This is a genomic window from Taibaiella chishuiensis (assembly GCF_003014535.1).
In the GTDB taxonomy this organism is placed as follows: domain Bacteria; phylum Bacteroidota; class Bacteroidia; order Chitinophagales; family Chitinophagaceae; genus Taibaiella; species Taibaiella chishuiensis.
In genome coordinates, this window is record NZ_PYGD01000009.1 from 145,414 (window position 1) to 171,575 (window position 26,162).

23 protein-coding genes are annotated in these 26,162 nt (G+C 50.6%); 16 read left to right on the forward strand and 7 right to left on the reverse strand.

Translation table 11 applies throughout. The features are described from left to right. Positions 1-20: 20 nt before the first annotated feature. Positions 21-341, reverse strand: a complete 321-nt coding sequence (locus tag B0I18_RS19615) for a DUF3467 domain-containing protein (RefSeq protein WP_106524450.1) — start codon at positions 339-341, stop codon at positions 21-23. Positions 342-509: 168 nt separating this feature from the next. Here B0I18_RS19615 and lnt point away from each other — a divergent pair, with 168 nt between their 5' ends. The 4 genes from lnt to B0I18_RS19635 all read left to right on the forward strand — a co-directional run bounded on the left by lnt (position 510) and on the right by B0I18_RS19635 (position 7,596). Beyond that, positions 510-2,021: an apolipoprotein N-acyltransferase gene (lnt, locus tag B0I18_RS19620; RefSeq protein WP_106524451.1), complete on the forward strand. Its 1,512-nt coding sequence runs from the start codon at positions 510-512 to the stop codon at positions 2,019-2,021. Positions 2,022-2,041: 20 nt separating this feature from the next. Continuing rightward, positions 2,042-4,060 carry a PKD domain-containing protein gene (locus B0I18_RS19625; RefSeq protein ID WP_106524452.1) on the forward strand — a complete coding sequence of 673 codons (2,019 nt, stop codon included), beginning with the start codon at positions 2,042-2,044 and terminating at the stop codon, positions 4,058-4,060. Between the two features lie 223 nt (positions 4,061-4,283). Continuing rightward, positions 4,284-6,662 (forward strand): Ig-like domain-containing protein, encoded by a 2,379-nt coding sequence (locus B0I18_RS19630; RefSeq protein ID WP_106524453.1) that lies wholly within the window; start codon positions 4,284-4,286, stop codon positions 6,660-6,662. 163 nt (positions 6,663-6,825) lie between these two features. Further along, complete coding sequence (locus B0I18_RS19635) at positions 6,826-7,596, forward strand: AMP nucleosidase (RefSeq protein WP_106524454.1); 771 nt, start codon at positions 6,826-6,828, stop codon at positions 7,594-7,596. Positions 7,597-7,609: 13 nt separating this feature from the next. Here B0I18_RS19635 and B0I18_RS19640 read toward each other — a convergent pair whose 3' ends face one another. Further along, entirely contained in the window at positions 7,610-8,491 is an 882-nt protein-coding gene (locus B0I18_RS19640) for a 1,4-dihydroxy-6-naphtoate synthase (RefSeq protein ID WP_106524455.1), read from the reverse strand. Positions 8,492-8,629: 138 nt separating this feature from the next. Between B0I18_RS19640 and cmk the strand changes: the two genes are divergently transcribed. Further along, positions 8,630-9,328 carry a (d)CMP kinase gene (gene cmk / locus B0I18_RS19645; protein ID WP_106524456.1) on the forward strand — a complete coding sequence of 233 codons (699 nt, stop codon included), beginning with the start codon at positions 8,630-8,632 and terminating at the stop codon, positions 9,326-9,328. A gap of 83 nt (positions 9,329-9,411) precedes the next feature. Here the strand turns inward: cmk and B0I18_RS19650 are convergent, their stop codons facing one another. Both B0I18_RS19650 and secDF read right to left on the reverse strand, forming a co-directional pair. After that, positions 9,412-10,491 (reverse strand): TolB family protein, encoded by a 1,080-nt coding sequence (locus B0I18_RS19650; RefSeq protein WP_106524457.1) that lies wholly within the window; start codon positions 10,489-10,491, stop codon positions 9,412-9,414. 108 nt (positions 10,492-10,599) lie between these two features. Further along, a complete protein-coding gene (gene secDF / locus B0I18_RS19655) occupies positions 10,600-13,722 on the reverse strand; it encodes a protein translocase subunit SecDF (RefSeq protein WP_106524458.1) in 3,123 nt (1,040 codons plus the stop codon). A 207-nt stretch (positions 13,723-13,929) separates the two neighbouring features. Here secDF and B0I18_RS19660 point away from each other — a divergent pair, with 207 nt between their 5' ends. Continuing rightward, entirely contained in the window at positions 13,930-14,301 is a 372-nt protein-coding gene (locus tag B0I18_RS19660) for a septal ring lytic transglycosylase RlpA family protein (RefSeq protein ID WP_106524459.1), read from the forward strand. A gap of 75 nt (positions 14,302-14,376) precedes the next feature. Here the strand turns inward: B0I18_RS19660 and B0I18_RS19665 are convergent, their stop codons facing one another. Next, a complete protein-coding gene (locus B0I18_RS19665; RefSeq protein ID WP_106524460.1) occupies positions 14,377-14,628 on the reverse strand; it encodes a type B 50S ribosomal protein L31 in 252 nt (83 codons plus the stop codon). Between the two features lie 228 nt (positions 14,629-14,856). Here B0I18_RS19665 and B0I18_RS19670 point away from each other — a divergent pair, with 228 nt between their 5' ends. The 5 genes from B0I18_RS19670 to rplI all read left to right on the forward strand — a co-directional run bounded on the left by B0I18_RS19670 (position 14,857) and on the right by rplI (position 17,157). After that, the gene (locus B0I18_RS19670) at positions 14,857-15,234 is read left to right on the forward strand and encodes a hypothetical protein (RefSeq protein ID WP_106524461.1); all 378 of its coding nucleotides are present in this window, start codon (positions 14,857-14,859) and stop codon (positions 15,232-15,234) included. 11 nt (positions 15,235-15,245) lie between these two features. Next, on the forward strand, positions 15,246-15,878 hold the full coding sequence (locus tag B0I18_RS19675; RefSeq protein ID WP_106524462.1) for a SprT-like domain-containing protein: 633 nt from the start codon (positions 15,246-15,248) through the stop codon (positions 15,876-15,878). A 153-nt stretch (positions 15,879-16,031) separates the two neighbouring features. Further along, on the forward strand, positions 16,032-16,415 hold the full coding sequence (gene rpsF / locus B0I18_RS19680; protein ID WP_245882122.1) for a 30S ribosomal protein S6: 384 nt from the start codon (positions 16,032-16,034) through the stop codon (positions 16,413-16,415). A gap of 20 nt (positions 16,416-16,435) precedes the next feature. After that, positions 16,436-16,702, forward strand: coding sequence for a 30S ribosomal protein S18 (gene rpsR / locus B0I18_RS19685; RefSeq protein ID WP_106524463.1), 267 nt, complete (start codon positions 16,436-16,438; stop codon positions 16,700-16,702). Positions 16,703-16,710: 8 nt separating this feature from the next. After that, positions 16,711-17,157, forward strand: coding sequence for a 50S ribosomal protein L9 (gene rplI, locus B0I18_RS19690; protein WP_106524464.1), 447 nt, complete (start codon positions 16,711-16,713; stop codon positions 17,155-17,157). Between the two features lie 328 nt (positions 17,158-17,485). On the opposite strand, the gene B0I18_RS19695 is transcribed toward rplI, so the two are convergent. Further along, positions 17,486-18,898 (reverse strand): MBL fold metallo-hydrolase, encoded by a 1,413-nt coding sequence (locus B0I18_RS19695; RefSeq protein WP_106524465.1) that lies wholly within the window; start codon positions 18,896-18,898, stop codon positions 17,486-17,488. 173 nt (positions 18,899-19,071) lie between these two features. Here B0I18_RS19695 and pckA point away from each other — a divergent pair, with 173 nt between their 5' ends. The 5 genes from pckA (at position 19,072) to B0I18_RS19720 (ending at position 23,986) form a co-directional block, all read left to right on the forward strand. Next, the gene (gene pckA, locus B0I18_RS19700; protein ID WP_106524466.1) at positions 19,072-20,691 is read left to right on the forward strand and encodes a phosphoenolpyruvate carboxykinase (ATP); all 1,620 of its coding nucleotides are present in this window, start codon (positions 19,072-19,074) and stop codon (positions 20,689-20,691) included. 119 nt (positions 20,692-20,810) lie between these two features. Further along, positions 20,811-21,296: an RNA polymerase sigma factor gene (locus B0I18_RS19705; RefSeq protein ID WP_106524467.1), complete on the forward strand. Its 486-nt coding sequence runs from the start codon at positions 20,811-20,813 to the stop codon at positions 21,294-21,296. 7 nt (positions 21,297-21,303) lie between these two features. Then, entirely contained in the window at positions 21,304-22,137 is an 834-nt protein-coding gene (locus tag B0I18_RS19710; protein WP_106524468.1) for an anti-sigma factor family protein, read from the forward strand. Between the two features lie 88 nt (positions 22,138-22,225). Further along, positions 22,226-23,113, forward strand: a complete 888-nt coding sequence (locus B0I18_RS19715; protein WP_106524469.1) for a hypothetical protein — start codon at positions 22,226-22,228, stop codon at positions 23,111-23,113. A 78-nt stretch (positions 23,114-23,191) separates the two neighbouring features. Next, positions 23,192-23,986: an amidohydrolase gene (locus tag B0I18_RS19720; protein ID WP_106524470.1), complete on the forward strand. Its 795-nt coding sequence runs from the start codon at positions 23,192-23,194 to the stop codon at positions 23,984-23,986. Between the two features lie 6 nt (positions 23,987-23,992). Here B0I18_RS19720 and B0I18_RS19725 read toward each other — a convergent pair whose 3' ends face one another. After that, the gene (locus B0I18_RS19725) at positions 23,993-26,080 is read right to left on the reverse strand and encodes a ComEC/Rec2 family competence protein (RefSeq protein ID WP_106524471.1); all 2,088 of its coding nucleotides are present in this window, start codon (positions 26,078-26,080) and stop codon (positions 23,993-23,995) included. Between the last annotated feature and the right edge of the window lie 82 nt (positions 26,081-26,162).

A 26,162-nucleotide genomic window follows, 5' to 3' on the forward strand; every position in this document is an offset into this window, starting at 1 on the left:
GGTCCGACGGTAACGTACAATTAAGCTTCAGCGGTCGGGCCGCCGAAAGAGAAAGGCAGGTTGTTGGCTTGCTCCTGGTCTTTGATAACGCCGTTCTGTGCTTCGTAACGTTTAACGTTATCGATCAGGGCGCGCATCAGTTTCTTGGCATGCTGCGGGGTCATTACCACGCGTGATTTTACTTTGGCTTTAGGTACGCCGGGCATTACGTTAACGAAGTCGATCACGAATTCAGCAAAAGAATGGGTGATGATAGCCAAGTTGGCATAGGTACCGTCTGCAATTTCTTCAGTCAGTTCGATGTTGATTTGTTGCTGATCTTCGGGATGTTGATTTTCCATTAGTGTGAATTGTTTTATAGATTGTAAAAGAGGGCACAAAGGTAAATGATTATTACGGAGAAAAGAAGCACGATAACAGGGCAGGAGCGTGCTGCTTAAGAAATGTTAATTAGTGTGATATTTTCCCATGAAATAATAATTAATTATTTGTGTTGACTATCTTGGAACATGAACCATTCGTTTATCCGGAAATACCTGCCTGTAATCATCGGTGCGACTTTGTACTTGTTTACATTAGGGTATTTCCAGGTGGTACTGGCCTGGATATGCCTGGTGCCGTTGTTCCTCCGGTTAGACACTTATTCGCGCAAAACAGCCTTTTGCGCCGGGGCAATTTTTGGACTGATTGTTGGTATCGTGGCCCTATACTGGTTACCGCTTACGGTATTCAGTCTCTCCAACGGGTCGCTGCTGCAAAGTATACTGATGGCTATACCCGTCATCGCTATCCCGGTCGTTTATTATGGTTTGATCCTGCTCGCGTTTTCGCTGCTTCGAAGAAAATCCAGGTGGCTATGGACCAATGCCTTGATCCTGGCCGCTATATGGACGATAGGGGAATGGTTGCTGGCCCTGGTGTTTGCCGGCATGCCCTGGCTCTCCTTTGGCGTAGGCAGCATACTGCTGGGTAACCTGTATGCTATCCAGCCAGCGGCATTCGCGGGCATTTATATCCTGCACTTCGCCGTAGTTTTTGTCAATTACCTGTTTGCTCATTTTATAGCCCGTAAACAATGGCGGGCGCTGGTCCTGCCGGTTGGTGCCGCAGCCGTTTATATGGCTGCCGGCTATGGTATATGGTACGCCTACTGTGCGCAGGCCCTGAAGCCTGAACGGCAGGTATCGGTAGTTGTGTTGAGCGGCAATATTCCCGCAACGCTCGCATGGAACGAAGCGAACGGCAGTATGCTGGCCGCACGCCTGCTCAGGCTCAACGAACAGGCCCTGAAGGCGAAGCCGGACATTGTGCTGTGGCCCGAATCGGCCGTGCCCTGGACCTATAGCCCCGGTGACGATTTTATAAAGGAAGTGGTGAAATCCTCGGCGCAATCGCCGGGTACCTGTCATATTATCGGCATGGCTACCTATCTCAACAGCCACGAAAATTATAACTCCGCGTACAGTCTCCTGGCCGATGGCCGTGTAACCGGGCGCCACGATAAGTACCACCTGGTCAGTATGGCCGAAAAGCCGCTTTCGATCGGCTCCTTATCCTTTTTTAAAGACGAAGCGCTCACTTATTGCCGGGTGGGCAGGGAGGGTACCGTATTGCCTACGCCGGGCGGGAAAGCCGGGGTGCTGATCTGCAGCGAAGTGATGGCGCCTGGCGCTGCCAGGGCCGCGGTGGCTCATGGCGCACAATTCCTGGTAAGCCTGAGTAACGATGCCTTGTTCGGCTCGGCAAGAGGGCCGATCAACCAGCAGTTTTACCGCAACCGGTTGCGGGCCGTAGAAACCCGTAAAGATATAGCCGTAAGCTGCAATATGGGTACTTCGGGTAAAGTAGCTGCCTCCGGCGAAATGATAACTTTTGAGGATACAGAAAACGGCATTGCCGAAAGTGTACAACTTGTACCCAACGACTACCAACCTACCCCGGTCTGTTATGGTACTGTGTTTTTAGGCTCCCTGGTTGCTGTGCTCCTACTGTCCATTGCATATAATCCATCCGATTCTTAACCCATTAAACGTAAAACTGCATGAGATTACCTTTACTTTCTTTTTTATTCTTCCTGTTGTCGGGTGCTGCGCAGCTCTATGCCACCACTTCGCCCAGTATGGGGCAAAAGCAGTACCGCTGGCGCAATAACGACGGCAGCGAATCGGCAGCCACCTGGCGGGCGGCCGTCAATACGGCGGTAACGATTACCAGCAGCGCCGACATCCTGCGGCTGCGTATAGAACTGGCCAATACCGGTACCGCAGCGGCTACGGTTACCGAAACCCTGGAGTACTCTGCAAACGGGGGCACTACCTGGACGATCATGAACACGCCAGCCACCAACGCGTTTACCTACCAGACCAGCACCTTCGTAACCAATGGCGCGGCCACCACCAACCAGATGGGAACCGGCACTGCGGGTACCTTTGCTGCCGGCCGCATCGTAAGCAACCCGGGTACGGCGGCTACCCTGGCCGACGGCGCCCGCACCGAGTACGAATGGGTAATAACGCCTACGGCCAATATCGTACCGGGTACTACCTATACCTTCCGTTCTACCGGGCAGCAGGCTACGCCTACCGTTTATCCCACGCTTACCATGGCGGTGGTAGCCTGTACAGGCACGCCCACGGCGGGTACGACCAATGCCGCCGCCACCTCGCTGGTATGCGGCAATACCACGCAGCTTAGTCTCAGCGGCAATACGGTATCTACCGGTATCAGCTACCAATGGCAGTATAATGTAAGCGGCACCTGGGTCAACTTCGGTACCAATGCCAATACACAAACCTCGCCACCGGTTACGGCAACCTCCACGCAGTTTCGTTGTATGCTTACCTGTACCAGTACCGGCGGAGGCAGCGCGGCTTCGGCGCCGGTTACCGTACTCACCACACCGCCGCCGCTCAATATCGGCAACGATACCACTATTTGTCCCGGTGTAACCTATGTGATCGATGCGGGCGCTAATCCCGGCGGTACCTATCTCTGGAATACCGGCGCCACCACGCAAACCATTACAACCGGTGCTGCGGGTATCTATTCCGTATTAGTAACCCGTGCCAATGGTTGTAACCTTTCCGATTCCCGTACCATTACCGCCGGTGTGGTACCGCAAAACAACCTGCCCGCCACTACCGATCTTTGCGAGGGCGAAACGGCCAACCTGAACGCCGGCAATACAGGCAGCACCTTCCTGTGGAGCCCGGGCGGCGCTACTACGCAAACGATCAATGTAACTACGGGCGGTACCAAATCGGTAGCGATAAAGAGCAATACGGGCTGTATGCTCAACAGCAGCACGAATGTAGTAATGCGTCCCCTGCCGGTCGTTAACCTCGGCGTGGATACCAATATCTGCATCGGTGCGCAGATCGTGCTCGATGCCGGTAACCCGGCCCATACCTATTTATGGACGCCCACCGGCGCTACCACGCAAACGATCAATGTAACAGATTCCGGTACGTATCATGTTTCGGTTAAGACGGCTTACGGCTGCGAAGCCACCGACAAGAAGCATGTCGGCTTTTTGCCTGCGCCTTATGTGCAGGGCTTCAATTTTATCCCTCTGTTTTACGAAAACCTGGGCAAGGTAAAGTTTGTAGCGCTTAACCCGGGCAGCACGATTACGGGCTACCTCTGGGACTTTGGCGATGGCAGTCCTGCCTCTACCCAGGTGGAGCCGGTACATACCTATGCAGCAGCGGGGCACTACACGGTGTCGCTTAAAGTAACCAACGAGTGCAGTACGTATACCACGAGCCTGGTTATCCATGTCGATAATATAACCGGGATCAGCATACCGGAGACCGAAGCGGCCAGTGTATCGCTGTTCCCCAACCCTTCGCGCGGGTCGCTGGTTATAGAAAGCCGGGACGCAGCGCTGCAGCTGCAGTCGGTAAAGCTGATCAATATGGTTGGCGCCGTAGTGTACGAGCAAACCCTGAAGGGCAGCAGGCAGCAATTACAGGTCGGACACCTGCCTTCGGGTATTTATTCGGTATACCTGCTGACCAATAAAGGGCCATTGGTCAGAAAACTGGAATTGCAGCACTAGCAGGCTGTGCGTATAAATTATGATAAAGGTCTGTATGCCGTCGCTGTTGGCGGGAGTATACAGATCTTTATCCTTCATTTTGAAATAAACATAAATAATTCCACATATTCATGTGGGAGAAGCAAACGTTTTGCCGGTTTAGAGCGGTCTTTAATTTTGGGCTTACTACAATTTGTCGGAATTTGGATTATTTTTAAGCTCTATATCTCTAAATCGGTTAAATATGAAAAGAAAATTACTCATTGCAACATTGTTTGCATTGGGGTCCTATACGGTTGATGCCGCCTATGTGCCGGTTACCGTTACCGGCTTTAATGCGGATGTGATTGTAAATGGCACAGGTACTTCAAATGCGACTTCCAGCAACGATGTCGATGGTGTAAACTACTGTTTTGTAGCTGTAGGTTGGCAATTCAGCTCGTCGAATACGCCCATTACCACCGGGCTTCCCACTACAGGGTTAATCACCAGCACCAATACCACAGGGCTTACTTACCAGCTGGCGAGTTATTCGGACGTGAACTCGTTGCGGCTTAATACCGCAACACCGGCTTCACTTACCGTGACAACGCCCATGGCCGCGCAAAACCTGTTTGTACTGGCTACGTCCGGCAGCGGGGCTTGCGTAATGACGGCGCAGGTCAATTTTACAGATGGTACCAACCAGCAGGTTACCAATATTTCCGTAGGCGACTGGTACGGTGGTTCGCCTTACGAGATCGGGCAGATCGGCCGTATCCTCAGAAACACCACGTCCACCACGATCGAAACCGCGACCAATGGTCCGCGTCTCTACCGTTATACCCTGGCCATATCCACGGCTAATCAATCCAAATTAATTTCCAGCATACAATTTACCCGTACCTCCGGTCCCGGTGTTCTGAATGTTTTTGCGGTAAGTGCAGAAGCCAATGTTTCCTGCCCTGCGCCTACAGCGCCTAATGTTACCGGTATTACCACCACCTCCGCCATACTCAACTGGACCCAGGCCGGTACCGCTACCACCTGGCAGATCCGCTATGGTGCACCACCGCTCAATACCAGCACCGGCGGTACTGCGGTTATCACTACCACTAAACCCTTCACGTTGAGCAGTCCGCCGCTTACAGCCAATACCACTTACGAGTTTGCGGTAAGAGCGATATGCGGCGCCGGCGATACCAGCCTCTGGTCGCCTATTACCAGCTTTACTACAGCCTGCGTAGCGCCTACTGTCGCCACCAAAGCAGATAGCTTCAATTGCGGTACCGGTGCAGTAGTACTGAAAGCCACGGCCTCTACCGGCGGCACCATTAACTGGTATGCCAATGCTACCGGCGGCGCGATCCTGACTTCCGGCAATACCTTTACCACGCCTTCGCTCACGACGACCACAACCTATTATATCGCCGCTGCTGCAGGTACCTGCGAGAGCACGCCACGCCAGGCTGTGGTGGCCACCATCAGGCCTATACCCATCGTAAATATCGGCAACGATACCACCATTTGCCCGGGTATAACGTATACCATGAATGCAGGCAATGCCGGTGCTACCTATCTCTGGAATACCAATGCCACCACGCAATCCATATCGGTAAACCAGGCCGGTAATTACTCTGTACTGGTAACGCTGAATGGCTGTAACGGCTCCGATGCGCGTACGATTACCAATGGTGTGGTGCCGCAAAACAACCTGCCTGCCACTACCGATCTTTGCGAAGGCGAAACCGCCAACCTGAATGCAGGCAACAGCGGCAGCACCTTCCTGTGGAGCCCGGGCGGCGCTACTACCCAAACCACCAATGTAACCACCGGCGGTACCAAATCCGTAACGATTAAGAGCACTACCGGTTGTGTTATTACCAGCAATACCAATGTGATTATGCGTCCGCTGCCGGTAATAGCCTTAGGCCCGGACACCAGCATCTGCGAAGGCGCTACCATTGTGCTCGACGCCGGTAACCCTACCTATAACCATCTCTGGACACCGGGTTCGGCCACCACGCAAACGCTGAACGTAACGGACTCGGGTAAATACTCGGTAACCGTAACTACGCCTTATAATTGTGTAAGCACTGCCGAACGCCATGTGGCCTTCCTGCCCTCGCCGCGCGTAGAAGGCTTTAACTTTATCCCGCTGTTTTACGAAAACCTGGGCAAGGTTAAATTCAACCCGCTGAATCCAAGATCGGTAGAAAGTTACCTCTGGGATTTTGGCGATGGCACAGCTACATCGACGCTCACCAGCCCGACACATACCTATGCCGCCAGCGGTTACTATACCGTAACGCTGAAGGTATTCAACGGCTGCTCGCAATACGAGACCAGCCTGCTGATCCATGTAGACAATGCAACGGGCATCGTAACCCTGGGCAAAGACGAAGCTAACGTGATCCTGTATCCCAATCCTGCCAACGGTTTCATTAACCTGGAAAACCGCAGTACGGACATCAGGCTGCAAGAAGTAACCGTATTCAACACCCTGGGTGCAGTGGTGTATAAAGCACAGCTTAGCGGCAACCGCAGCCAGCTGCCAACCAGCCGGTTTGCAGCCGGTATCTACTCCCTGCGTATCCTTACCGATAAAGGTTTTGTAGTACGCAAATTTGAAGTACGCCGTTAATCCGACCGGAATATAACGTAAAGGGCAGCCGCTGATCTCCGTGATCAGCGGCTGTCTTTTTTTATAATTTTTTAATAAAGATGAGGCTATAAAGATTGATAATTTTACCGCAGGGTAAAATGCGCTAATTTTAAGGATACAAACAGCTTAACAGAATCAATATATGAAGACAAAGTCAGAGATCGTAAATAACTGGCTGCCCCGCTATACCGGGCTTGAGTTGAAAGACTTCGGGAGGTATATCCTGTTGTGTAACTTTTACCGCTACATCGAACTATTTGCCCAGATGCACGATGTGCCGGTGGTAGGCCTCGATAAGCCCATGCCCTGTGCCACGGCCGACGGTATTACCATTATCAACTTCGGAATGGGTAGCCCGGGCGCCGCTACCATTATGGACCTGCTCTCGGCCATCGAACCTGAAGCGGTACTGTTCCTGGGCAAATGCGGCGGCTTAAAGAAGAAGAATAAAGTAGGCGACCTGATCCTGCCGATTGCCGCGATACGTGGCGAAGGTACCAGTAACGACTACTTCCCGCCCGAAGTGCCCGCCCTGCCTTCGTTTGCCTTGCAAAAGGCCATTTCGACCACGATAAGGGACTATGCCCGCGATTACTGGACCGGAACCTGTTATACCACCAACCGCCGCGTATGGGAACACGACGAAGAATTTAAGGAGTACCTGAAACGTCTGCGTGCTATGGCGATCGATATGGAAACAGCAACGATTTTTACCACCGGTTTTGCCAATAAGATCCCTACCGGCGCGCTGTTACTGGTATCCGATCAGCCGATGATACCCGAAGGCGTAAAGACATCGAAAGGGGATGCGCGGGTAACCAAAAACTTTGCCGAACTGCACTTAAGGATCGGTATCGACTCGCTGAAACAATTGATCAATAACGGGCTTACGGTAAAGCACCTGCAGTTCTGATCCCGCGAACGGGTTAAAGATATACCGAGTCCGGCAGGCTGGCAATCAGGCCATGCTCTTTCGCCTTGCTGAATAGGGTATCTACCGCCTTGCGGCCTTCCTCGCCCAGGGACGTCGAGTATTCGTTGACATAAAGGTCGATATGCTTACGCATAACGGCTTCTTCCATCTCCTGCGCATTATCGGTAATAAAAGCCGAAAGTTGCGGGTATTGTGCCCAGCTTAGTTCCAGGCTTTTCCGGATCATCGTTTCTATTTGCTTCGCCGTTGCTTCGGGTATATCCCTGCGGATGCAGATGCCGCCCAGTGGTATGGCCGAACCACTTTCTTTTTCCCACCAGTCGCCCATATCGATCAGCTTGTCCAGTCCCCGCTGGTGATAGGTAAAGCGACTCTCGTGGATGACCAGGCCGCAATCATAAGTGCCGTCGAGCACCGCCTGTTCGATCTCGCTGAACAGCACTTCCGTTTTATCTTTTGCACCCGGGAAAGCCAGGCTGAACAAGAGGTTGGCCGTGGTATGCACACCAGGGATCGCAATCTTAGCGGTTTCCAGGAACGCAGAAAGGTCGGCAAAGCTATTCAAAGCCTTGCCGGGTTTGCAGATCAGCAGCGGGCCTACGCCACGCCCCAGGGCGCTGCCGCTGTCGAGCAGCCGGTAGCGGTCCGATACGTGCAGAAAGGTATTATAGCTTAATTTAGTAATGGCCAGCTTGCCCTCAAATGCCCACTGGTTCAGGGTTTCCACATCTTCCATTACATAATCGAAACGGAAGCCGCCGGTATCCATTTTCTGGTTTACCAGGGCATCGAAAATGAATGTGTCGTTGGGGCAGGGGCTGAAGCCCAGGGATAACGTGGTTATTGCCGTATCCGGGGCAGTAAAATCGGGCATAATACAGGATTGTAGCTGCAAATTTAGGATTTTAGGCAGAGGAATACTGGCCGATTCTGCATAAATAAATTTACATTTGCATAGAGAAAAACACCCGTTGTTGTTACCGGAAAGTGTTATTAATACCCAAGGTATTTTATGAAAATAATTATTGCGATAGATGGTTTTTCTTCCTGCGGGAAGAGTACCCTGGCCAAGGAGCTGGCCGAACAGCTGCACTATACGTTTATCGATACCGGCGCCATGTACCGGGCCATTACCCTGTACCTGATCCGCGAAAATGTTTCGCTTAAAAACGTGGAAGAGATCAACGAAGCACTGAAGAATATCCATTTACATTTTGAAACGCACCCCGAAACCGGTAAATCGGAGATTTATCTCAACGACGAAAACGTGTCCCGCCATATCCGCGATATGATCGTTGCCGATAAGGTAAGCGAAGTAGCTGCCATTAAAGAAGTGCGCACCTTTGCCGTGGCCCAGCAGCAAAAAATGGGTAAACGTAAAGGCCTGGTAATGGATGGCCGTGATATCGGTACCGTTGTGTTTCCCGATGCGGAACTGAAAATATTTATGACCGCCGACCCCGAGATCCGCGTAAAACGCAGGTTCCAGGAGATGTATGCCATCAATCCCGATATTACCCTCGACGAAGTAAGGCATAACCTGGAGTTGCGCGATTATATCGACAGCAACCGCGAAGAGAGCCCCCTGCGCCGTGCCGATGATGCCCGCCTGCTGGACAACAGCGAGATGACGCGCGAGGCGCAGCTGAAACTGGCCCTGCAATGGGTGGCCGAAGCCAAGGTGGCGAACGAAGAGAAGACGCCTGCATGAAATGCTAAAACGAACGGTAAACATTCATAAAGAAAGCCCCGCTGATTCGATCAGCGGGGCCTTTTGTTATATACTGCCGGTGATTAATCCACCCAGTCGCAGATAAAAATATTGGTATCGTGCGTGCCGCCGTTATTGCGGTTGGAGCTAAAGATCAGTTTTTTGCCATCGGGCGAGAACATCGGGAAGGCATCGAAGCCATTGTCGCGGGATATCTTTTCCAGGTTGTTACCATCGAGGTCTACGATATAGATATTGAAGGGGAAGCCGTGTTTGTACTCGTGGTTCGAAGCAAAAATAATGTGCTTGCCATCAGGGGTAAAGTTAGGCGCCCAGTTGGCCTGGCCCAGGCGGGTGATCTGTTTTACATCGCTGCCGTCGGCATTGGCGGTAAATACTTCCATTTGAGTGGGCATTACCAGGCCTTGTTTCAGCAGGTCTTTGTAGGCATCCAGCTCTTCGCCGGGCTGGGGGCGGGATGCGCGCCATACGATCTTGCTGCCATCCGGCGAAAACCAGGCGCCGCCATCGTATCCGGGGGCATCGGTAATCTGTTTTACATTGCTGCCGTCGATATCCATGGTATACAGGTCGAGGTCGCCGTTGCGCATCGAGGTAAAGATAATCTTATCGCCTTTAGGAGATACAACGGCCTCGCCATCGTAGCCCGGTTCGTTGGTCAGCTGTTTTACGATCTTACCATTCAGGTCGGCTACAAATATATCGTAACCCTCGTAGATGGGCCATACGTACTTCTTGGTTACATTGCGATCGGGCACCGGCGGACAATCGGCGCTGGCCAGGTGGGTAGAGGCATACAGCACATGCTTGTTGTCGGGCATAATATAGGCGCAGGTCGTGCGGCCTTTGCCGGTGCTTACCAGTTTGGGTTTAAAGGCTTCCTTAGCCGATTTAGGCAGTACGGCATAAAAGATCTGGTCGCAGGGTACGCCGTCTTTAGGTGCGGTGCGTTGGAAGGAAATAGCCTTGCCGTTATTGCTGAAATAAGCTTCCGCATTATCGCCGCCAAAAGTAAGCTGGCGGATATTTTTGAAATGTTTTTCACCGGGAAAGGTAAGACCGGTTTCGGATTTCGTCTGCGGTTGCGCAAAAACGCTGCAGCTGATCATACTCACGCTGCAAAGCATAGCTAATTTCTTCATGCAAATAAAAATTTTTGCAAAGGTAAGTTATACCATGCAGGGCCGGGCCATACGGGCATAAAAAAAGCCTTCCCGCTGGGGGAAGGCTTTCTTATATTGTTGCAGCAATTACGCTTGCTCTTTCAGTTGTTTGATACGCTCTTCTTTATCTTCTTCGATCCTTAAAGAATCGCTCTTGTCGAGGTCAACCAGTACCGGCGCCGCAACGAAGATGGAAGAATAAGTACCGGCCAGTACACCGATCGCCATCGCGAAGGCAAAACCACGGAGGGCTTCACCACCGAAGATGAACAGGATCACGGCGGTCAGGAATACCGTAAGCGATGTCATAATGGTACGGCTCAGGGTATCGTTGATCGCGTGGTTAACGATCTCTTTCTTGTTACCGTTCGGATCCTTACGGAAGTATTCCCTTACACGGTCAAACACGATCACGGTATCGTTCATCGAGAAGCCGATTACGGTCAGTACCGCAGCGATAAAGTGCTGGTCGATTTCGAGTGCGAAAGGCACGATATCTTTAAAGAAGGAGAACACCGCCAGGGTAATGGCCACGTCATGCACCAGGGCCACGATGGTACCCATAGAGTACTGCCATTTACGGAAACGTACAAAGATGTAGATAAAGATCGCCAGTACCGCTACTGCAGTTGCCGTTACGGCACCTTTCTTCAGGTCGTCGGAGATGGTCGGTAATACGGTCTGCGTGCTCTGTACATATTTGGTGGCAAAGGTGTTCAGGTCTACATTGGCAGGGATGAAATGTTCTGCTTTCAGACCGTCATACAGTTTGCCCAGTACTTCGCTTTCCACCTGGGGACCGGATTTTTCAATCATGTAATCGGTAGTGATGTTCAGCTGGTCACTTACACCGATCTTTTTCACCACAGGGTATTTACCCAGGTGGGCGTTTAATTTTTCCCTTACTTCCGTTTCTTTCTGAGGCTGGTCAAATTTGATGGTATAGCTACGGCCACCGTCAAACTCCACACCATAGTCGAAACCATGGATCAGGGAAGCGAAACCGGCAATGATCAGGATCGAAGAGATCACATAGGAGATCTTACGTTTCTCGATAAAGTGGAATTTCGCTTTCTGGAAGATAGACTTGGACAGGCCGGTGAAGTATTTGAAGTGACGGCCACGACGCATGTAGATGTCGGTGATCAGGCGGGATACGAGGATACCGGTGAACAGGGACAGTAACAGGGCAATGATCTGTGTAGTGGCAAAACCTTTGATCGGGCCGAGACCGAACACCAGCAGTACTACTGCTGTGATCAGGCTGGTGATGTGACCATCGAGAATAGGTGCATAGGACCTGCGGTAACCTTTGCTAACGGCTTCTTCGTAAGTGTCGCCGAGTGCAAGCTCTTCCTTGATCCTTTCAAAGATAATTACGTTGGTATCTACCGCCATACCGATACCCAGTACGATACCGGCGATACCGGCCATAGTGAGCGTAGCGCCAAGGTTAGACAGTACGCCGAAGGTAAACAGCATGTTGAGGATGAGGGCGATGTTGGCTACGATACCACCGGTATTGTAGTACACGATCATCAGCACGAAGATCACGAGGAAGGCTACGATAAACGACTCGATACCACCATCGATAGATTCCTGGCCCAGGGTAGGACCTACAACCTGCTCCTGTACGATTTTTGCAGGGGCTTCCAGTTTACCGGTCTGCAGGATATTGGCGAGGTCGGTACCATCTTTCGCGGTAAAGTTACCGGTGATGGAAGAAGTACCGCCGTTGATTTCGTTCTGTACGGTAGGGGCAGAGTATACAAAGTCGTCGAGGGTAATAGCGATTGGCTTACCGATATTGGCTTTGGTCAGGCGGGCCCACAGTGCGGTACCCTGCTGGTCCATTACCAGTTGGATCTCGGCTTTGCCATTTTGCTGGTAGTCGAATTTAGCGCTCTTAACGCGGTCGCCTTCCAGTTTGGCATCATCGCTGCCGTTTACGGTTTTGATCGCATAAACGCCATAAGGTACGCGGGGATCGTTTTTCTTATCGGCAGTAACACCAGGATACTCACCCAGCAGGAATTTGATATTGGAAGGGAACTGGTTCTTAACGACATCCAGTTTCAGGTATTCCATCAGCTTATTCGCATCTTTTTTCATTACCGCACCTACGATCACGGCGTCTACAAACTGGCCGGATTGCATATCTACGATAGGCTGCATGATTGAGAACAGATCATCTTCTTTTTTATCACCGATTGCAGCAGGTGATTGGGCAGCGCCCTTAGAAGTGTCGTCTTTGGCCAGCAGGCTGCTTAAGCTACCGGTATCAGTAGTGGCAGGAGCTGCCGCTGCTACTTTGCCGGTATCTGTTTTACCGGTATCTGCTTTAGCTACTACGGCAGTATCTTTTGGCGCTTCGGCCTTACCGCCTTTCAGGTAATTTTTCAGTACGGTATTGGCTTTGATCAGGTACTGTGCCATTTCCTGGTTGGTAGCTACTTCCCAGAACTGCAGTTTGGCTGTAGCCTGGAGGTATTTACGTACGGACTCGGGGTTTTTAACACCGGCCAGTTCCACGGTAATGATACCCTTGTTCTCGTCGAGGTTAATGCTTGGCTGGGATACGCCGAATTTATCGATACGTTTGCTCAGTACGTTGTAGGTACGTTTGATGGCTTCTTTGGCTTCGGCACGGATCACGGAAAGCACCTGCTCGTTGCTGGAGCTCAGGGTGATCTTGGGTTGCGATGCCTTAGTGAACAATACTGCCAGTTTACCGTTAGGATTTACCTGCTGGTAGGCTTGTCCGAAGAGCTTCACAAAGTCGGCCTCGCTGTTGGCTTTCATGCGTACAGCTTCGGCGATAGCGCGCTGCAGGCCCGGATCTTTGGGGTTATTACTCATGGATTCTACCAGACCGTCCAGCCCGACTTCAAGCGTTACGCTCATACCTCCCTGGAGGTCGAGACCCAGCTGCAGTTCTTTTTCTTTAACCTCCTGGTAGGTATATTTCATACCCAGGAAGTTAAACACGGTTTCACCGCGAAGACTGTCGGTAATGTGCTGGTAGGCTTTGTCGAGCAGCAGTTCCCGGTCAACGCCTTTAGCGTCGGGCGCGGTACTGTTGACAAACTTCTCTGACTGAGCGTTTACTTTTTTCTCAACGTTATGGCCGATGAAGGTGAATGAGAGCCGCCATAACGAAAAGAGGATCAGGGCTGCGGTAAAAAATTTTACCATTCCTTTAAGCTGCATAGGTAATCTGTTAGATCAGTAATGAAATTTTTTGAATAAGTTCGCAAAGATAGTATTTAATTATAAAAAAATTAGCAATGATTTTGGATGCTGTTTTTTGGAATAATTACATATTTATCGTATTGTAGAAAAAGGTAAAACAAGTGTTTTATTTGCATAATCTGAGCACTTTTTTGTTACTTATTTTTAAATTAATATTGCCGGTATATGCGCACTCCTTCTGGCTTTTACCGTTTACTCCCCCTGTTGCTCCTTCTTTTTTTTGCGGCCTGCAGTCCCCGGCTCGAGGAGCGTGGACGGGCGTCTTATTATGCAAAATCGTTCCAGGGGCGTAAGACGGCCAATGGCGAAACCTTCCGCCAGGGCAGGCGTACCGCAGCTCATAAGACCCTGCCTTTCGGCACAAAGGTTAGGGTGACGAACCTGAAAAACGGGAAAACGGTTAAAGTAAGGATCAACGACCGCGGGCCTTTTGTAAGCGGCCGGGTAATCGACCTCAGCCGCAAAGCCGCGCGCAGACTGGGTATGCTCGATGATGGCGTGGCCGAAGTAAGGCTCAGCTACAAGAAGAAAAAGTAGTGGGGGAGCATCGGGCGGGCATAAAAAAGTCCCGGCATAACTGCCGGGACCAGACAAATATTTCCAGTTTGGGAATTAGTCTTTTTTCGCGTAACGCTTTTTGAACTTTTCGATACGGCCGGCAGTATCAATGAACATAGATTTACCGGTGTAGAAAGGGTGTGAAGTGTTGGAGATCTCCACTTTGATCAGCGGATACTCGTTACCATCTTCCCAGGTAATGGTTTCACGGCTGGGAGCAGTAGAACGCGTAATGAATGTGTGGTCGTTAGACATGTCTTTGAACACGACTAAACGGTAATTTTCAGGATGAACACCTTTTTTCATTATTGAAATATTTTTAGAGCATGGTTTCTAATCATGCGTAAATAAGGCTGCAAAGGTAACATTATTTTTAATTGCGGCAAAAAAATATACATGCCCCCGGCGGGGCCCAGGCTATGTCCCGCCCGCTACAGCCGCAGAATGACTATCTTTTCGGGCTTAAAATAATAAAATAGTAATAAGTTCGTTCTGATAACTTAGTACCTTTGCTCCTCAAATCAAAAATTGTCCATGACGCGTTCTTTCGTTATATCCGTAGTTGTCGCAGCGCTTTTACTTGCCGGTCTTGTTTTTTACCTGCACAGCCAGAACCCTGCCTACGATATGACCTCCCTGATGATTGGTAATGCCATCCTGGCTGCCGTGTCGCTTACCTCCTTCTACATCATCAGCCAGGGCATGAAAACAGGCAATGCCAACGCCTTCGTTAGGTCCAAGCTTACAGGCACCATGATGAAGTTTTTTGTGTGCATCGCGGTGCTCCTGATTTATATATTTGTTAAAGAAAAAATTGTTCATAAACCTTCCTTATTTTTGTTTTTAGGCATGTACATCGTGTATTCTGCAATAGAAGCGGTACCGCTTTCACGAATGGCTAAAAAGGTCTGATATCAAAGTTTATGGGCAAGCAGGAAGCTCCATTTATAATGCTGGAGCAGTTTTTACCGGAGGGCACGTACAAAAAAATAGCATCCTATTTCAAAGAATACGATATCCATCTCAGCATTACCCACGACAGGGCCACCATCCTGGGTGATTACCGTACGCCAACCAAAGATTATCCCATACACCGCATCAGCATCAACGGTTCCCTGAATCCCTACAGCTTCCTGATTACCCTGCTGCACGAGCTGGCCCATATGCTTACCTATATCCAGTACAAAAGGGGCATACAGCCCCATGGTAAGGAATGGAAAGCCATATTTGCCGGTTTGCTCAGCAAATACATGGGGCGGGGTATTTTTCCCGATAACGTGGAAGAGGCGCTTACGCAATCGCTGAGCAGCATTAAAGCCTCGACCTGCAGCGATCCCAACCTGTACCGCGCGCTTAAAAAGCACGACCGCCGGCAAAAATTTATGCGCCTGGTGGAGGACATTCCGCTGAACGAACACTTTCAAACCCTTGATGGCCGTACGTTTCAGAAAATCGAGAAGCTGCGCACGCGCTTCCGCTGCCGCGAGGTAAAAACGGGGCATCTCTACCTGTTCCCGGCCATTGCCGAGGTAAAACTGGTGCAGGCCCAGGGCTGATCCGGCCTGCAGAATATTAAATTTGGTTTTTTTTCTATCTCTTCTTACCTTTGCCGTCCGAAAAAATCCTCCGACCATTTCCGTTCGCGGACAATGACCACAAGTTGCAGTTGGAGGGTTACAAGCGGATTCATTTTTTAAACAATTTTTTGCATGGCAACAAACATCCAGAACTATGAGATGATGCTGATCTTCACGCCGGTACTGGCAGAAGAAGACTTCAAAAGCGCTCAGAAAAAGTTCACGTCCTTAATTAAGGAACATGGCGGGGAAATCGAGCATGAAAATGCTTGGGGATTGCGTTCACTGGCTTACCCGATCCAGAAAAAGACTACCGGTCTTTATTACCTGGTAGAGTACAACGCTCCAACTGATCTTAATGCGAAACTGGAAACCCAGCTGAACCGTGATGAGACGATTATGCGTCATATGATCACGCACCTGGACAAATTTGCTTTGGAGTACACCAAGCGTAAGCGTAACGCTAAAGCGAAGTCAGAAGCTGAAACTGCAAAAGCTGAAGAAGCTGCATCCTAAACCCCTTTAATTTTCCCGAAATGGCAAGAGCTAACGATATTAAATACCTGACCACCACCCGCGTGGAAAAGCGCCAGAAAAAATACTGCCGCTTTAAAAAATTAGGCATCAAATACATCGACTATAAAGATGCCGAGTTTTTGAAAAAATTCCTGAACGAGCAAGGTAAAATGTTACCACGTCGTATTACAGGTACTTCTCTTAAATACCAGCGCAAACTGGGACATGCTGTTAAAAAGGCACGCCAGATGGCTATCCTGCCTTATGTAACTGACCTTTTAAAGTAATATAAACAATGGAAGTAATATTAATAAAAGACGTAGATAACTTAGGCGCTGCCCACGAACTGGTGGAGGTGCGTCCCGGATATGCCCGTAACTACCTGATCCCTCAGAAGTATGCGATCGAGGCAAGCAGCTCTAACCGGAAAGTACTGGAAGAGCGCCGCAAAGTGCTGGCAAAACGCGAAGAAAAACTGATGGCCGAAATCGCTAAAGTATCCGAGGTGCTGAAAGCAGCTCCGGTTACCCTGGGCGCTAAAATCGGTGCAAGCGGTAAAATCTTCGGTTCTGTTACCCCAATCCAGATCGCACGCGCTATCCGCGAGCAGAAAGGATATGAGATCGACCGCCGTCGTATCAGCATCGTTGACGAAGTTAAAGAAGCTGGTACCTTCAAAGCGCAGATCGATTTCGGTAAAGAGAACGTACTGGAACTGGAATTCCAGGTAATTCCTGAATAAGATCCCGTTTAAAAATTTATAGGAAAGAGCCATCCGTAAGGATGGCTCTTTTTTTGTTGATCTGGTTGTAGATCATTTCTCGCTGCGGGGTGGTCTATTTTCCTGACTTCGTCGCGAGGTCTCCCCCAAAGGGGGCCTTGCGAAGGGGATATAACGCTTCGAAATCCGACCGGATCAACATATCCTGTAAAAATTAGTCTCGCAGCGGTGCGGCGAATGCTGCACCATCAATTGATCTTCGCCGCGAGTTCTCCAGCAAGGATCCTTGCGAAGGAAAAAAAAGCCGGGCAATACGATTGCCCGGCCCTCTGCTATGAAATTATTTGAATTAATCCAGGTTGCCCATACCCACTTCCTGGTGCTGTGCAGGGATCATCACATCTTTAAAACCTTTGCGTTGCAGTTTGGCGGCAAACTCCTGCTGTACTTCGTATTCACCGTGTACGAGGAATAACTTTTTTACCTCGCGCGCATCCTGGCAGGCCAGCCATTGGCTCATGTCGTCGTAGTCGCCGTGGGCGCTCAGGCTTTCGATCACCACTACATCGGCATTGACCTTGAACTCCTGGCCGAATATGCTTACTTCCTGTGCGCCGTTGCGCAGGCGGCCGCCGAGCGATTGCGGTTCGCAATAACCAACGATCAGGATGGTATTGCGGCCATCTTCGATATTGTTGGCGATATGGTGTTTGATCCTGCCGGCTTCGGCCATACCGGATGCGGAGATAATCACGCAGGGCTCTTTCTTGAAGTTCAGCGCCTTGGATTCTTCTACATCTTCGATCATATGCAGGCCTTTGAAGTCGAAGGGATCTTCATCTTTTTTCAGCACTTCCTGTACCCGGCTGTTAAACAATTCGGGGAACTGCTTAACGACCTCGGTAGTGGCAATAGACATCGGGCTGTCTACATAATAAGACAGTTTGGGCAGGCGGTTTTCGAGCTCCAGCTGGTTCAGGGCATAAAGCAGTTCCTGCGTACGGCCTACACTAAAGGCGGGTATGATGAGCTTACCTTTTTTATGCAGGCAGGCGGTTTCGATCTGGGTGAGTAACTGGTCGGCCGGGGGCAGCGCGCGTGGGTGCAGCTTGTTGCCATAGGTCGATTCCATAATGATGTAATCGGCCTGGGGAAAGGTTTCCGGCGATTTAAGGATATCGTCGCCATAACGTCCTATGTCGCCGCTAAAGGTGAGGCTTACCGTCTTGCCATTCTCTTTAAGTTTGAGGTGTACACAGGCGCTGCCGATAATGTGGCCGGCATCGGTATACATGAGTTGTACCTGGTCGTCGATGGTATGCCATTCGCGAAAGCTCAGCGGGGTAAATAACGGGAATACCCGGATAGCATCCTGGGTGTTGTACAGGGGCGTCACCGGCGGCTTACCCTGGTTGGCGCGTACCTTATTGGCAAATTTGGCGTCCATCTCCTGGATATGCGCACTGTCGCGCAACAGGATTTCGGCCAGGGCTGCGGTAGCTTTGGTGCAATAGATCTTTCCCTGGAAGCCTTCGTTTACCAGTTTGGGCAACAAACCTACGTGGTCGATATGGGCATGAGAGAGGATAACATAGCTGATTTCTTTCGGTTCGAACCCGAACTCTTCATTAAGACTAAGTGTGTCCTTACCCATTCCCTGGAACATGCCGCAGTCCAATAAGATTTTTTTGTTAGGATTCAGATGTACAATGTGTTTGGACCCGGTAACCGTCCTGGCTGCGCCATGAAAGGATATTTTCATACTATTTTGTATTTTATTGTTTTGTGTGTTATTTTAATTCTTCATTTATTCTTTTTCCGAAATAAAAATAACACTTTTCAGGCAAACCTGCCGGCCATGTTAAATAATGGGTGAAATAGGTAATTGCAATTATTTTTATATTAATTTTGCAGCCTAATTTCAAATAGAAAAACATGCAAGAATACGGCCTCAAAAATTCTAATGCAAACCTTGCTGACGCGGGGTTAAATGTTGCAATTGCTCATTGGAACTTATCTTCTGAAGAGCTTACAAAAAAAACGATAGAACTGGGACAAGGCGAGTTGAACGATACTAATGCCCTTTGTGTTAGCACCGGCAAATTTACCGGCCGCTCCCCTAAAGACAAATTCACCGTTAAGGATGCAATCACTGAAAAATCGGTTGATTGGGGTGATGTAAATATCCCTTTTGCTCCTGAGGCATTTGATAAGCTGTACGATAAAGTGTGCGCTTACTTATCCGGCAAAGAAGTATGGGTGCGTGACGCTTATGCCTGTGCTGATCCTAAATTCAGACTGAACATCCGCGTTGTAAACGAAACGCCATGGGCCAACCTGTTCTGCAACGACCTGTTCCTGCGTCCTACAGAAGACGAGATCAAAACACAAACTCCGGATTGGACCATCATCCAGGCTCCTGGTTTCCAGGCCGATCCTGCTGTTGACGGTACCCGCCAGGGCAATTTCACCATCGTTAACTTTACCCGTAAAGTAATCCTGATCGGTGGTAGCGCTTATACCGGCGAAATGAAAAAAGGCATCTTCGGCGTACTGAACTTCGTACTGCCGCACGATCATAAAGTATTATCCATGCACTGCTCTGCCAACGAAGGTAAAGACGGCGACGTAGCCCTGTTCTTCGGTCTGAGCGGTACCGGCAAAACCACCCTGAGCGCCGATCCTAACCGTGCCCTTATCGGTGATGACGAGCATGGCTGGGCCGATGGTTCTGTATTCAACTTCGAAGGCGGTTGCTATGCAAAATGTATCGACCTGAGCGCTGAAAAAGAACCACAGATCTTTAACGCGATCAAACCCGGCGCCCTGCTGGAAAACATCAAATTTATCGAGGGTACCAAAACGGTAGATTATGCAGATGGCAGCATCACGGAAAACACCCGTGCCGCTTACCCGATCTTCCACATCGATAATGCTAAAGAACCATCTTACGGTGGCGATCCTAAAAATATCTTCTTCCTTACCTGTGACGCATTCGGTATCCTGCCCCCGATCTCTAAACTGACCAAAGGCCAGGCTATGTACCACTTCATCAGTGGTTATACCGCTAAGGTTGCCGGTACAGAAGTGGGCGTTACCGAGCCGCAGACTACTTTCTCTGCCTGCTTCGGCCGCGTATTCCTGCCCCTGCACCCGACTAAATATGCCGAGCTGCTGGGTAAAAAACTGGAAGAGCATCCTGACGCTAAAGTATGGCTGATCAACACAGGCTGGAGCGGTGGCGCTTATGGCACCGGTAGCCGTATGAGCCTGAAATACACGCGTGCTATGATCACTGCAGCCCTGAACGGCGAACTGGACAACGTAGAATATGTACCGCACAGCGTATTTGGCGTATTGAAGCCACAAAGCTGCCCGGGCGTACCTGCTGAAATCCTGAACCCACGCGAAACATGGGCGGATAAAGAAGCGTACGATAAGAAAGCAAACGAACTGGCTGGCCTGTTCGTGAAAAACTTCGAAAAGTATGCCGACCAGGCTAACGAAGAAATCCTGGCAGCAGCGCCTAAAGTAGCTGTTGACGTGATTAACTAAGTGCATGTCCCTGATCAATAAGATACCCGCAACCCGGCCTCCAGGCCGGGTTGCTTTTTTTAAGAAAAAAAATTGTCCTTCTTTGTAACTTTTTTTACCGGCTACCGATTAACTAGTAAATGACCACTACTGAATACAATCAATGCGTACGAGAACTGGCCGATGGCCTGTATCGCTTTGCATGTAAAAGCATGAATGATCAGGAGGAGGCCAAGGATGTAGTGCAGCAAGCCTTTGTAACGTTATGGGAAAAACGGGAAATGGTAGCGGCAGAGAAAGGAAAAAGTTTCCTGTTTACCATTGTGTACCGGCGCTGTATGGATATACACCGAACGCGGGGCCGGACCCGCAGTACCGAAAACCTGAACGAAAATGTGCTGACCGAACAACCCAAACCCCACGACCTGAAAAAAATATTACAAAATGCCCTGTCTACCCTGGACACACAAGCCAAAAACCTGGTGTTATTAAAGGACTACGAAGGATACAGTTATGAAGAGATCGCTACACTAACAGATTTGAATACCACACAAGTAAAAGTGTACCTGCACCGCGCAAGAAAAGAACTGAGACAATACCTGGTAAGCAGAGCACATATAATCTGAGTTAAACATGGAAATCAATCCAAACAATATAGAAGAGCAGATCCTGTTGTACGTAGACGGGGAACTGAGCACCGAAGAGGCCGGCAACTTGCTGCAGTACATCGCCCTGCATCCGCAATGGCGTATCCTGCTCGAAGAGTACAAGAGCCTGGTGCTGCCGCCGGAGGATGAGTTGGTGTTTGAAGGGAAGGAAGCGCTCCTGCAACCGGAGCCGCAGGTACTGCCCTTTAAACCGAGCCGCAAACCGGTACTGATGCGCCGCGCCGCAGCAGTAGCATTGATTGCAGGTGCGGCAGGTCTTACCTGGCTGTTTTCCCGCCAGGATATTGGTAGCGCATTACCCGGCAGTACGCCTGTAGCCCTGGTACACCAGCCCGTTGCAGTTGATACCACGACGCCCGGGGCGCCGGCTACTGTAACGCCGACCCCAACCGTTATGATCGCCCGCAGCAATACCCAAACGATGACTACAGCGAAAAACGGGGTAGTACAACCTGCAACAGCATTGCCCGGAGCGCAGGTAGCCCGGCACGAATCGACACCTGTAGACCCGATAGCCGGCAACCTGCCTGTTGCCGTAGGCGAGGCGCCTCCCAAACAACGGGCACTTGAAATGCAGCGGCCCCTGGCTTTAACAGAAGCGGAATCTGCGGATGCCCTGGCCAGCAAGGCTTCCCTGCCCGGATGGTTGCCGGTAAGCGACCAGAAGCTGGAAGGACTGAACGGCCTGATCGCCCATATCCGCGGCGTAAAAGACAGTGTGGCGTCCAAAGCAGCACAACTGAAACGAACCACCTTTGTGATCCGTCTCGGTGAAAAAGAAATTGCTTTTAGAAAATAAAACAGAGAAAACGCCGGCAGGTGCGCAAAGCAGCTGATTGTGCAAGCCGCCGGGCTTTCGACCATTAACATCCCTAAACAAACAGATTATGTCCCGTATAAGCATTATAATAACCGCACTGACCTTAATGGCTACCACAGCAGTAGCGCAAAACAAACCGGCCGAAACCGTAACACTTACCGAAGATCAGCCCGATAAAAGCGGTATGCTGGTACTCGGCAAGAAAGATTCTGCCAGCAAAAACACGACCTATTTATCCCTGGGTACCGGGGGCGTTAGAGTAACCTCGAAAAGGCAGGATAGCATCAACAAAAGGAAAACCGTGGAAATGCATTGGCTGATGTTTGACCTGGGCATCAATGCCCTCAACGATCGCACCAATTACAATGATGCCGCGGCACAACAATACCTGCAGGTGCCCGATGATAAGAAGAACGGTAATCTCTTTTCGTTGCGGCAGGGCAAGTCGATCAACGTAAATATCTGGCCCGTACTGATGAATATTAAACTGCTGCAAAGCCGCGCACAGAAAATATCGCTGTATACCGGCGCAGGGCTGCAACTCTACAACTTTAAATTCAACAGGGACATTTCCTATGTCAACGAAACCCGGCCGATGGTGATCGAGGACAACGTACGGTTCAGCAAGAACAAACTGGCCTTTGCTTATGTAAGCATCCCCATGATGTTTAACTTCAAAACCCGTATGGGTGGCAGCAACCTCTGGCTGGTATATGGCTTTGGTGCGATTGGCGGTTACTGCTTCGACTCCTGGACCAAACAGATCTCCGACGAAAGAGGCAAACAGAAGAACCATGATGAATTCAACTTCCAGAAGTTTAACCTGAACCTCAGCGGCGAGATCGGCATCGATAACTATATCCGCTTTTATGCTACCTACCAGGTAACTAATTTATACAAAGATGCGCTGGTGCAAAATCCGTACTGTATCGGTATCCGCTTCTTCGGCATCTAAGATTTTCATGCATTTTGCTTATTTAGCAAGGGCCGCCCTTTCAAGGGTGGCTTTGTTTTTTATGCTTACCTTGCAGTTATGTCGTCACTAACCATAAGCCTGATCCAGAGCAACCTCTACTGGGAAGATAAAGAACGTAACCTGCAACAGTTTGCGGACAAGATCGCCGGCTTGCCGGCCAGCAGCCAGGTAGTGGTACTGCCCGAAATGTTCAGCACGGGGTTCAGCATGCAGCCCGAAACCTTCGCCGAAACGATGGACGGCACTACGGTAGCCTGGTTACGGCAAACGGCCAAAGCCAACCGGAAGATCATTACCGGTAGTATGATCGTAGCCGAGGACGGACAGTATTATAACCGGTTAATATGGATGCAACCCGATGGCACCTGTTATCATTACGATAAAAGGCACCTTTTCGGTTTTGCCGGCGAAGACCGTCATTATACGGCGGGCGATAAAAGGCTGATTGTCCGGGTAAATGGCTGGAAGCTATGCCTGCAGGTGTGTTACGACCTGCGCTTCCCCGTATGGGCAAGACAAAAAGGAACGCCCGACAGCACCGATGGCTTGTACGATATCCTGTTGTACGTGGCCAACTGGCCGCAAAGACGCAGCCTGCCCTGGAAGACCTTGTTACAGGCAAGGGCCATCGAAAACCAGGCCTATGTGATTGGTGTGAACCGGGTAGGTAATGACGGCAACGATATCTACCATAGCGGCGACAGCAGCCTTATCGACCCGTTGGGCAATATCATCTGGCAACAGGCCGATGAGGAAGCCGTATATACCCATACCCTGCGCAAAGAAGACCTGGAGCAGGTGCGCAGCCAATTCCCTTTCCTTAACGACGCCGATCCGTTTATGATCCTGTAAGCCGGATCAGATACTGCCTTCCAGTATCCAGGCGCCCGATTCCTGCACCCAGTGCACCTTTATGCCTAATGCCTGTAACTGCGCTTTCCAGCGTAGCGCTTTACTGCGCGAAAGACTGCCGTCGAGTATGACCATACCCGGGTGGAAAACCGCTTGCCAGGCTGTACCCCGGTACCGGCAGGCCGTACTGACCACGAGGTAGTCAACGGGGAAAGTACTGCCTGTTTTAAAATGCGCATCATCTTTAAGGTACAGCACCGATTTCGTACCAATCTTCCAGTAACAAATGCCGGTGTCCGCAGCTACTTCGGTAATCGCCCGGTATCCCAGCCGGGCGGGCAACAAAGTATAACTGCCGGTTTTCGGATCTACGGGATAATTGCCGGGCAGACCGGCGGCGGCTACGCTCTTACCCCTGAAGTGATCGGCCAGGCCCGACCTGGCGGTGTTGTAGATCACCAGTCTTTCGGTATGCAACGCCGTTACATCCTGGTATATAAAACTGCCGCATAGCAGCAGGCAACAGGCTAATGTCGCATACAGGTATTGCCTGTGCCGGTTAACGCAAAAGAGACAACAACCCACAACTGCCGCCATCATCAGCCAATAGTCTGTAAGGCTTAACCACAGGTGCCTGGCATCGTCGGGCGTAAGCTGCGCCAGTTGTAATACAATGCGATGAAACCAGGCCGTGATCCGGGCCAGCACATCGCCCAGCCAGGTACAGGAGCCGAATACCGATGCCAGCAGGAACAGCAATAGCGAACCGATCATCAGCAAAGTACTGTACAGCGCGGCAGGCAGGCTGGCGGCCAGGCCCAGTAAGGGAAACTGGTGGAAGTAATACAGCACCAGCGGGAAGACGAGTATTTGTGCCGCAATGCTTACGGCAAAAGTATCCCATGCAGCCTGCAATAATTTATTGGGAGGCATAACCAGGTTACGCACCGGTTTGTAAAACAACAGGATGGATAATACCGCCAGGAAAGAAAGCTGAACACCTACATCCCAGAGCCAGTAAGGGTTGTAGCAGAGCAGCAAAAAGGCTGTGGCTGCCCAGGTATTGATGGCATTGCCTTCCCGGCGCAGACATGTGCCGGCGGCCACAAGGGTAAAGCCCACGGCGGCGCGCACAGCAGAAGGCGGGAAACCCGTAAGCATAATATAACCCCATACGAAAGGCAGGGCCAGCAGGTATTTCAGCCAGTCATAACGTTTATAGCGGAGCCAGCTGAGCAGGAACAGCAGGATGCCGAACAACAGGGTAATATGCATACCCGATATGGCAATGATGTGTACGATACCGGTAATGGAGTAGGCCTGCCACAAGGTATCGTCGAACGAAGCCCTTTCGTTGAGCAGGGTTGCGGCGATCAGCGAACGTGTAGTGCTGTCGCGTACATTGGCGTGGATACAGTCCAGTAAGGAATTGCTTAACCGGGTCGTGAACGAAGAAGCCGGTGGTCCTGTAGTTACTACCCGTATATCTTTGGGACTGATAAATGCCTGGTGGAAAATGCCGTTGCGCGCGGCATAGCGGGCATAGTTGAAGCCAAATGGATTGCCGCTTGCCTGTAGCGGGGCCAGTTTGTTGGGGATCAGCAGTAGGGTACCTGGTGGATACACAGGCAGGCTATCGCTGCGATAGAGATACAGGTTAAGGCGCCCCGAGGCGCTTTGCCAGCGGTTATGCTGCAGGCGGTAAACTACCTGTACCGGCAATAAGCGGGTGCGTGGCTTGTCCTGTGCGGGCGCATAGAGTTGTACGGCCAGTGCTTCGGTATGCTCCAGCTCATGCCCGTACCAACCGGGACTATGGCGTATGTCCTGGTAATAACACAATACAGCGCCGAGGCTCAGCAGGGTAAGGGCCAGGCTGAACCGGCGAAGCCGGAACAATAAAGCAGATGCGTTGTGCGGGAAATGGGTGGCCAGGCTGCATACAAAAGTAGCTGCGAGTGCCGATAACCAGTACCGGCCCGGTAAGGGCGGCAGTATTTGTTGCAATACAATGCCCGCCGCAAGGAGGCACAAAAGCAATACAAAAGGATAGTGGGAAAGAACACCGGTGCGGCGTTGTACATACTTGCTCATAAAAGATCGTTTTAAGGATCTTTCCTAGCCGCGCTCAGGGTTTACTGGTGGTTTAAAGATACGCCATTGCTGCAATTGCGGC

Excerpts from the sequence above, each read along its gene's own strand:
- B0I18_RS19615 (WP_106524450.1), bottom strand. The coding sequence starts at position 341 with ATGGAAAATCAACATCCCGAAGATCAGCAACAAATCAACATCGAACTG.
- lnt (WP_106524451.1), top strand. The coding sequence starts at position 510 with ATGAACCATTCGTTTATCCGGAAATACCTGCCTGTAATCATCGGTGCG.
- B0I18_RS19625 (WP_106524452.1), top strand. The coding sequence starts at position 2,042 with ATGAGATTACCTTTACTTTCTTTTTTATTCTTCCTGTTGTCGGGTGCT.
- B0I18_RS19630 (WP_106524453.1), top strand. The coding sequence starts at position 4,284 with ATGAAAAGAAAATTACTCATTGCAACATTGTTTGCATTGGGGTCCTAT.
- B0I18_RS19635 (WP_106524454.1), top strand. The coding sequence starts at position 6,826 with ATGAAGACAAAGTCAGAGATCGTAAATAACTGGCTGCCCCGCTATACC.
- B0I18_RS19640 (WP_106524455.1), bottom strand. The coding sequence starts at position 8,491 with ATGCCCGATTTTACTGCCCCGGATACGGCAATAACCACGTTATCCCTG.
- cmk (WP_106524456.1), top strand. The coding sequence starts at position 8,630 with ATGAAAATAATTATTGCGATAGATGGTTTTTCTTCCTGCGGGAAGAGT.
- B0I18_RS19650 (WP_106524457.1), bottom strand. The coding sequence starts at position 10,491 with ATGAAGAAATTAGCTATGCTTTGCAGCGTGAGTATGATCAGCTGCAGC.
- secDF (WP_106524458.1), bottom strand. The coding sequence starts at position 13,722 with ATGCAGCTTAAAGGAATGGTAAAATTTTTTACCGCAGCCCTGATCCTC.
- B0I18_RS19660 (WP_106524459.1), top strand. The coding sequence starts at position 13,930 with ATGCGCACTCCTTCTGGCTTTTACCGTTTACTCCCCCTGTTGCTCCTT.
- B0I18_RS19665 (WP_106524460.1), bottom strand. The coding sequence starts at position 14,628 with ATGAAAAAAGGTGTTCATCCTGAAAATTACCGTTTAGTCGTGTTCAAA.
- B0I18_RS19670 (WP_106524461.1), top strand. The coding sequence starts at position 14,857 with ATGACGCGTTCTTTCGTTATATCCGTAGTTGTCGCAGCGCTTTTACTT.
- B0I18_RS19675 (WP_106524462.1), top strand. The coding sequence starts at position 15,246 with ATGGGCAAGCAGGAAGCTCCATTTATAATGCTGGAGCAGTTTTTACCG.
- rpsF (WP_245882122.1), top strand. The coding sequence starts at position 16,032 with ATGGCAACAAACATCCAGAACTATGAGATGATGCTGATCTTCACGCCG.
- rpsR (WP_106524463.1), top strand. The coding sequence starts at position 16,436 with ATGGCAAGAGCTAACGATATTAAATACCTGACCACCACCCGCGTGGAA.
- rplI (WP_106524464.1), top strand. The coding sequence starts at position 16,711 with ATGGAAGTAATATTAATAAAAGACGTAGATAACTTAGGCGCTGCCCAC.
- B0I18_RS19695 (WP_106524465.1), bottom strand. The coding sequence starts at position 18,898 with ATGAAAATATCCTTTCATGGCGCAGCCAGGACGGTTACCGGGTCCAAA.
- pckA (WP_106524466.1), top strand. The coding sequence starts at position 19,072 with ATGCAAGAATACGGCCTCAAAAATTCTAATGCAAACCTTGCTGACGCG.
- B0I18_RS19705 (WP_106524467.1), top strand. The coding sequence starts at position 20,811 with ATGACCACTACTGAATACAATCAATGCGTACGAGAACTGGCCGATGGC.
- B0I18_RS19710 (WP_106524468.1), top strand. The coding sequence starts at position 21,304 with ATGGAAATCAATCCAAACAATATAGAAGAGCAGATCCTGTTGTACGTA.
- B0I18_RS19715 (WP_106524469.1), top strand. The coding sequence starts at position 22,226 with ATGTCCCGTATAAGCATTATAATAACCGCACTGACCTTAATGGCTACC.
- B0I18_RS19720 (WP_106524470.1), top strand. The coding sequence starts at position 23,192 with ATGTCGTCACTAACCATAAGCCTGATCCAGAGCAACCTCTACTGGGAA.
- B0I18_RS19725 (WP_106524471.1), bottom strand. The coding sequence starts at position 26,080 with ATGAGCAAGTATGTACAACGCCGCACCGGTGTTCTTTCCCACTATCCT.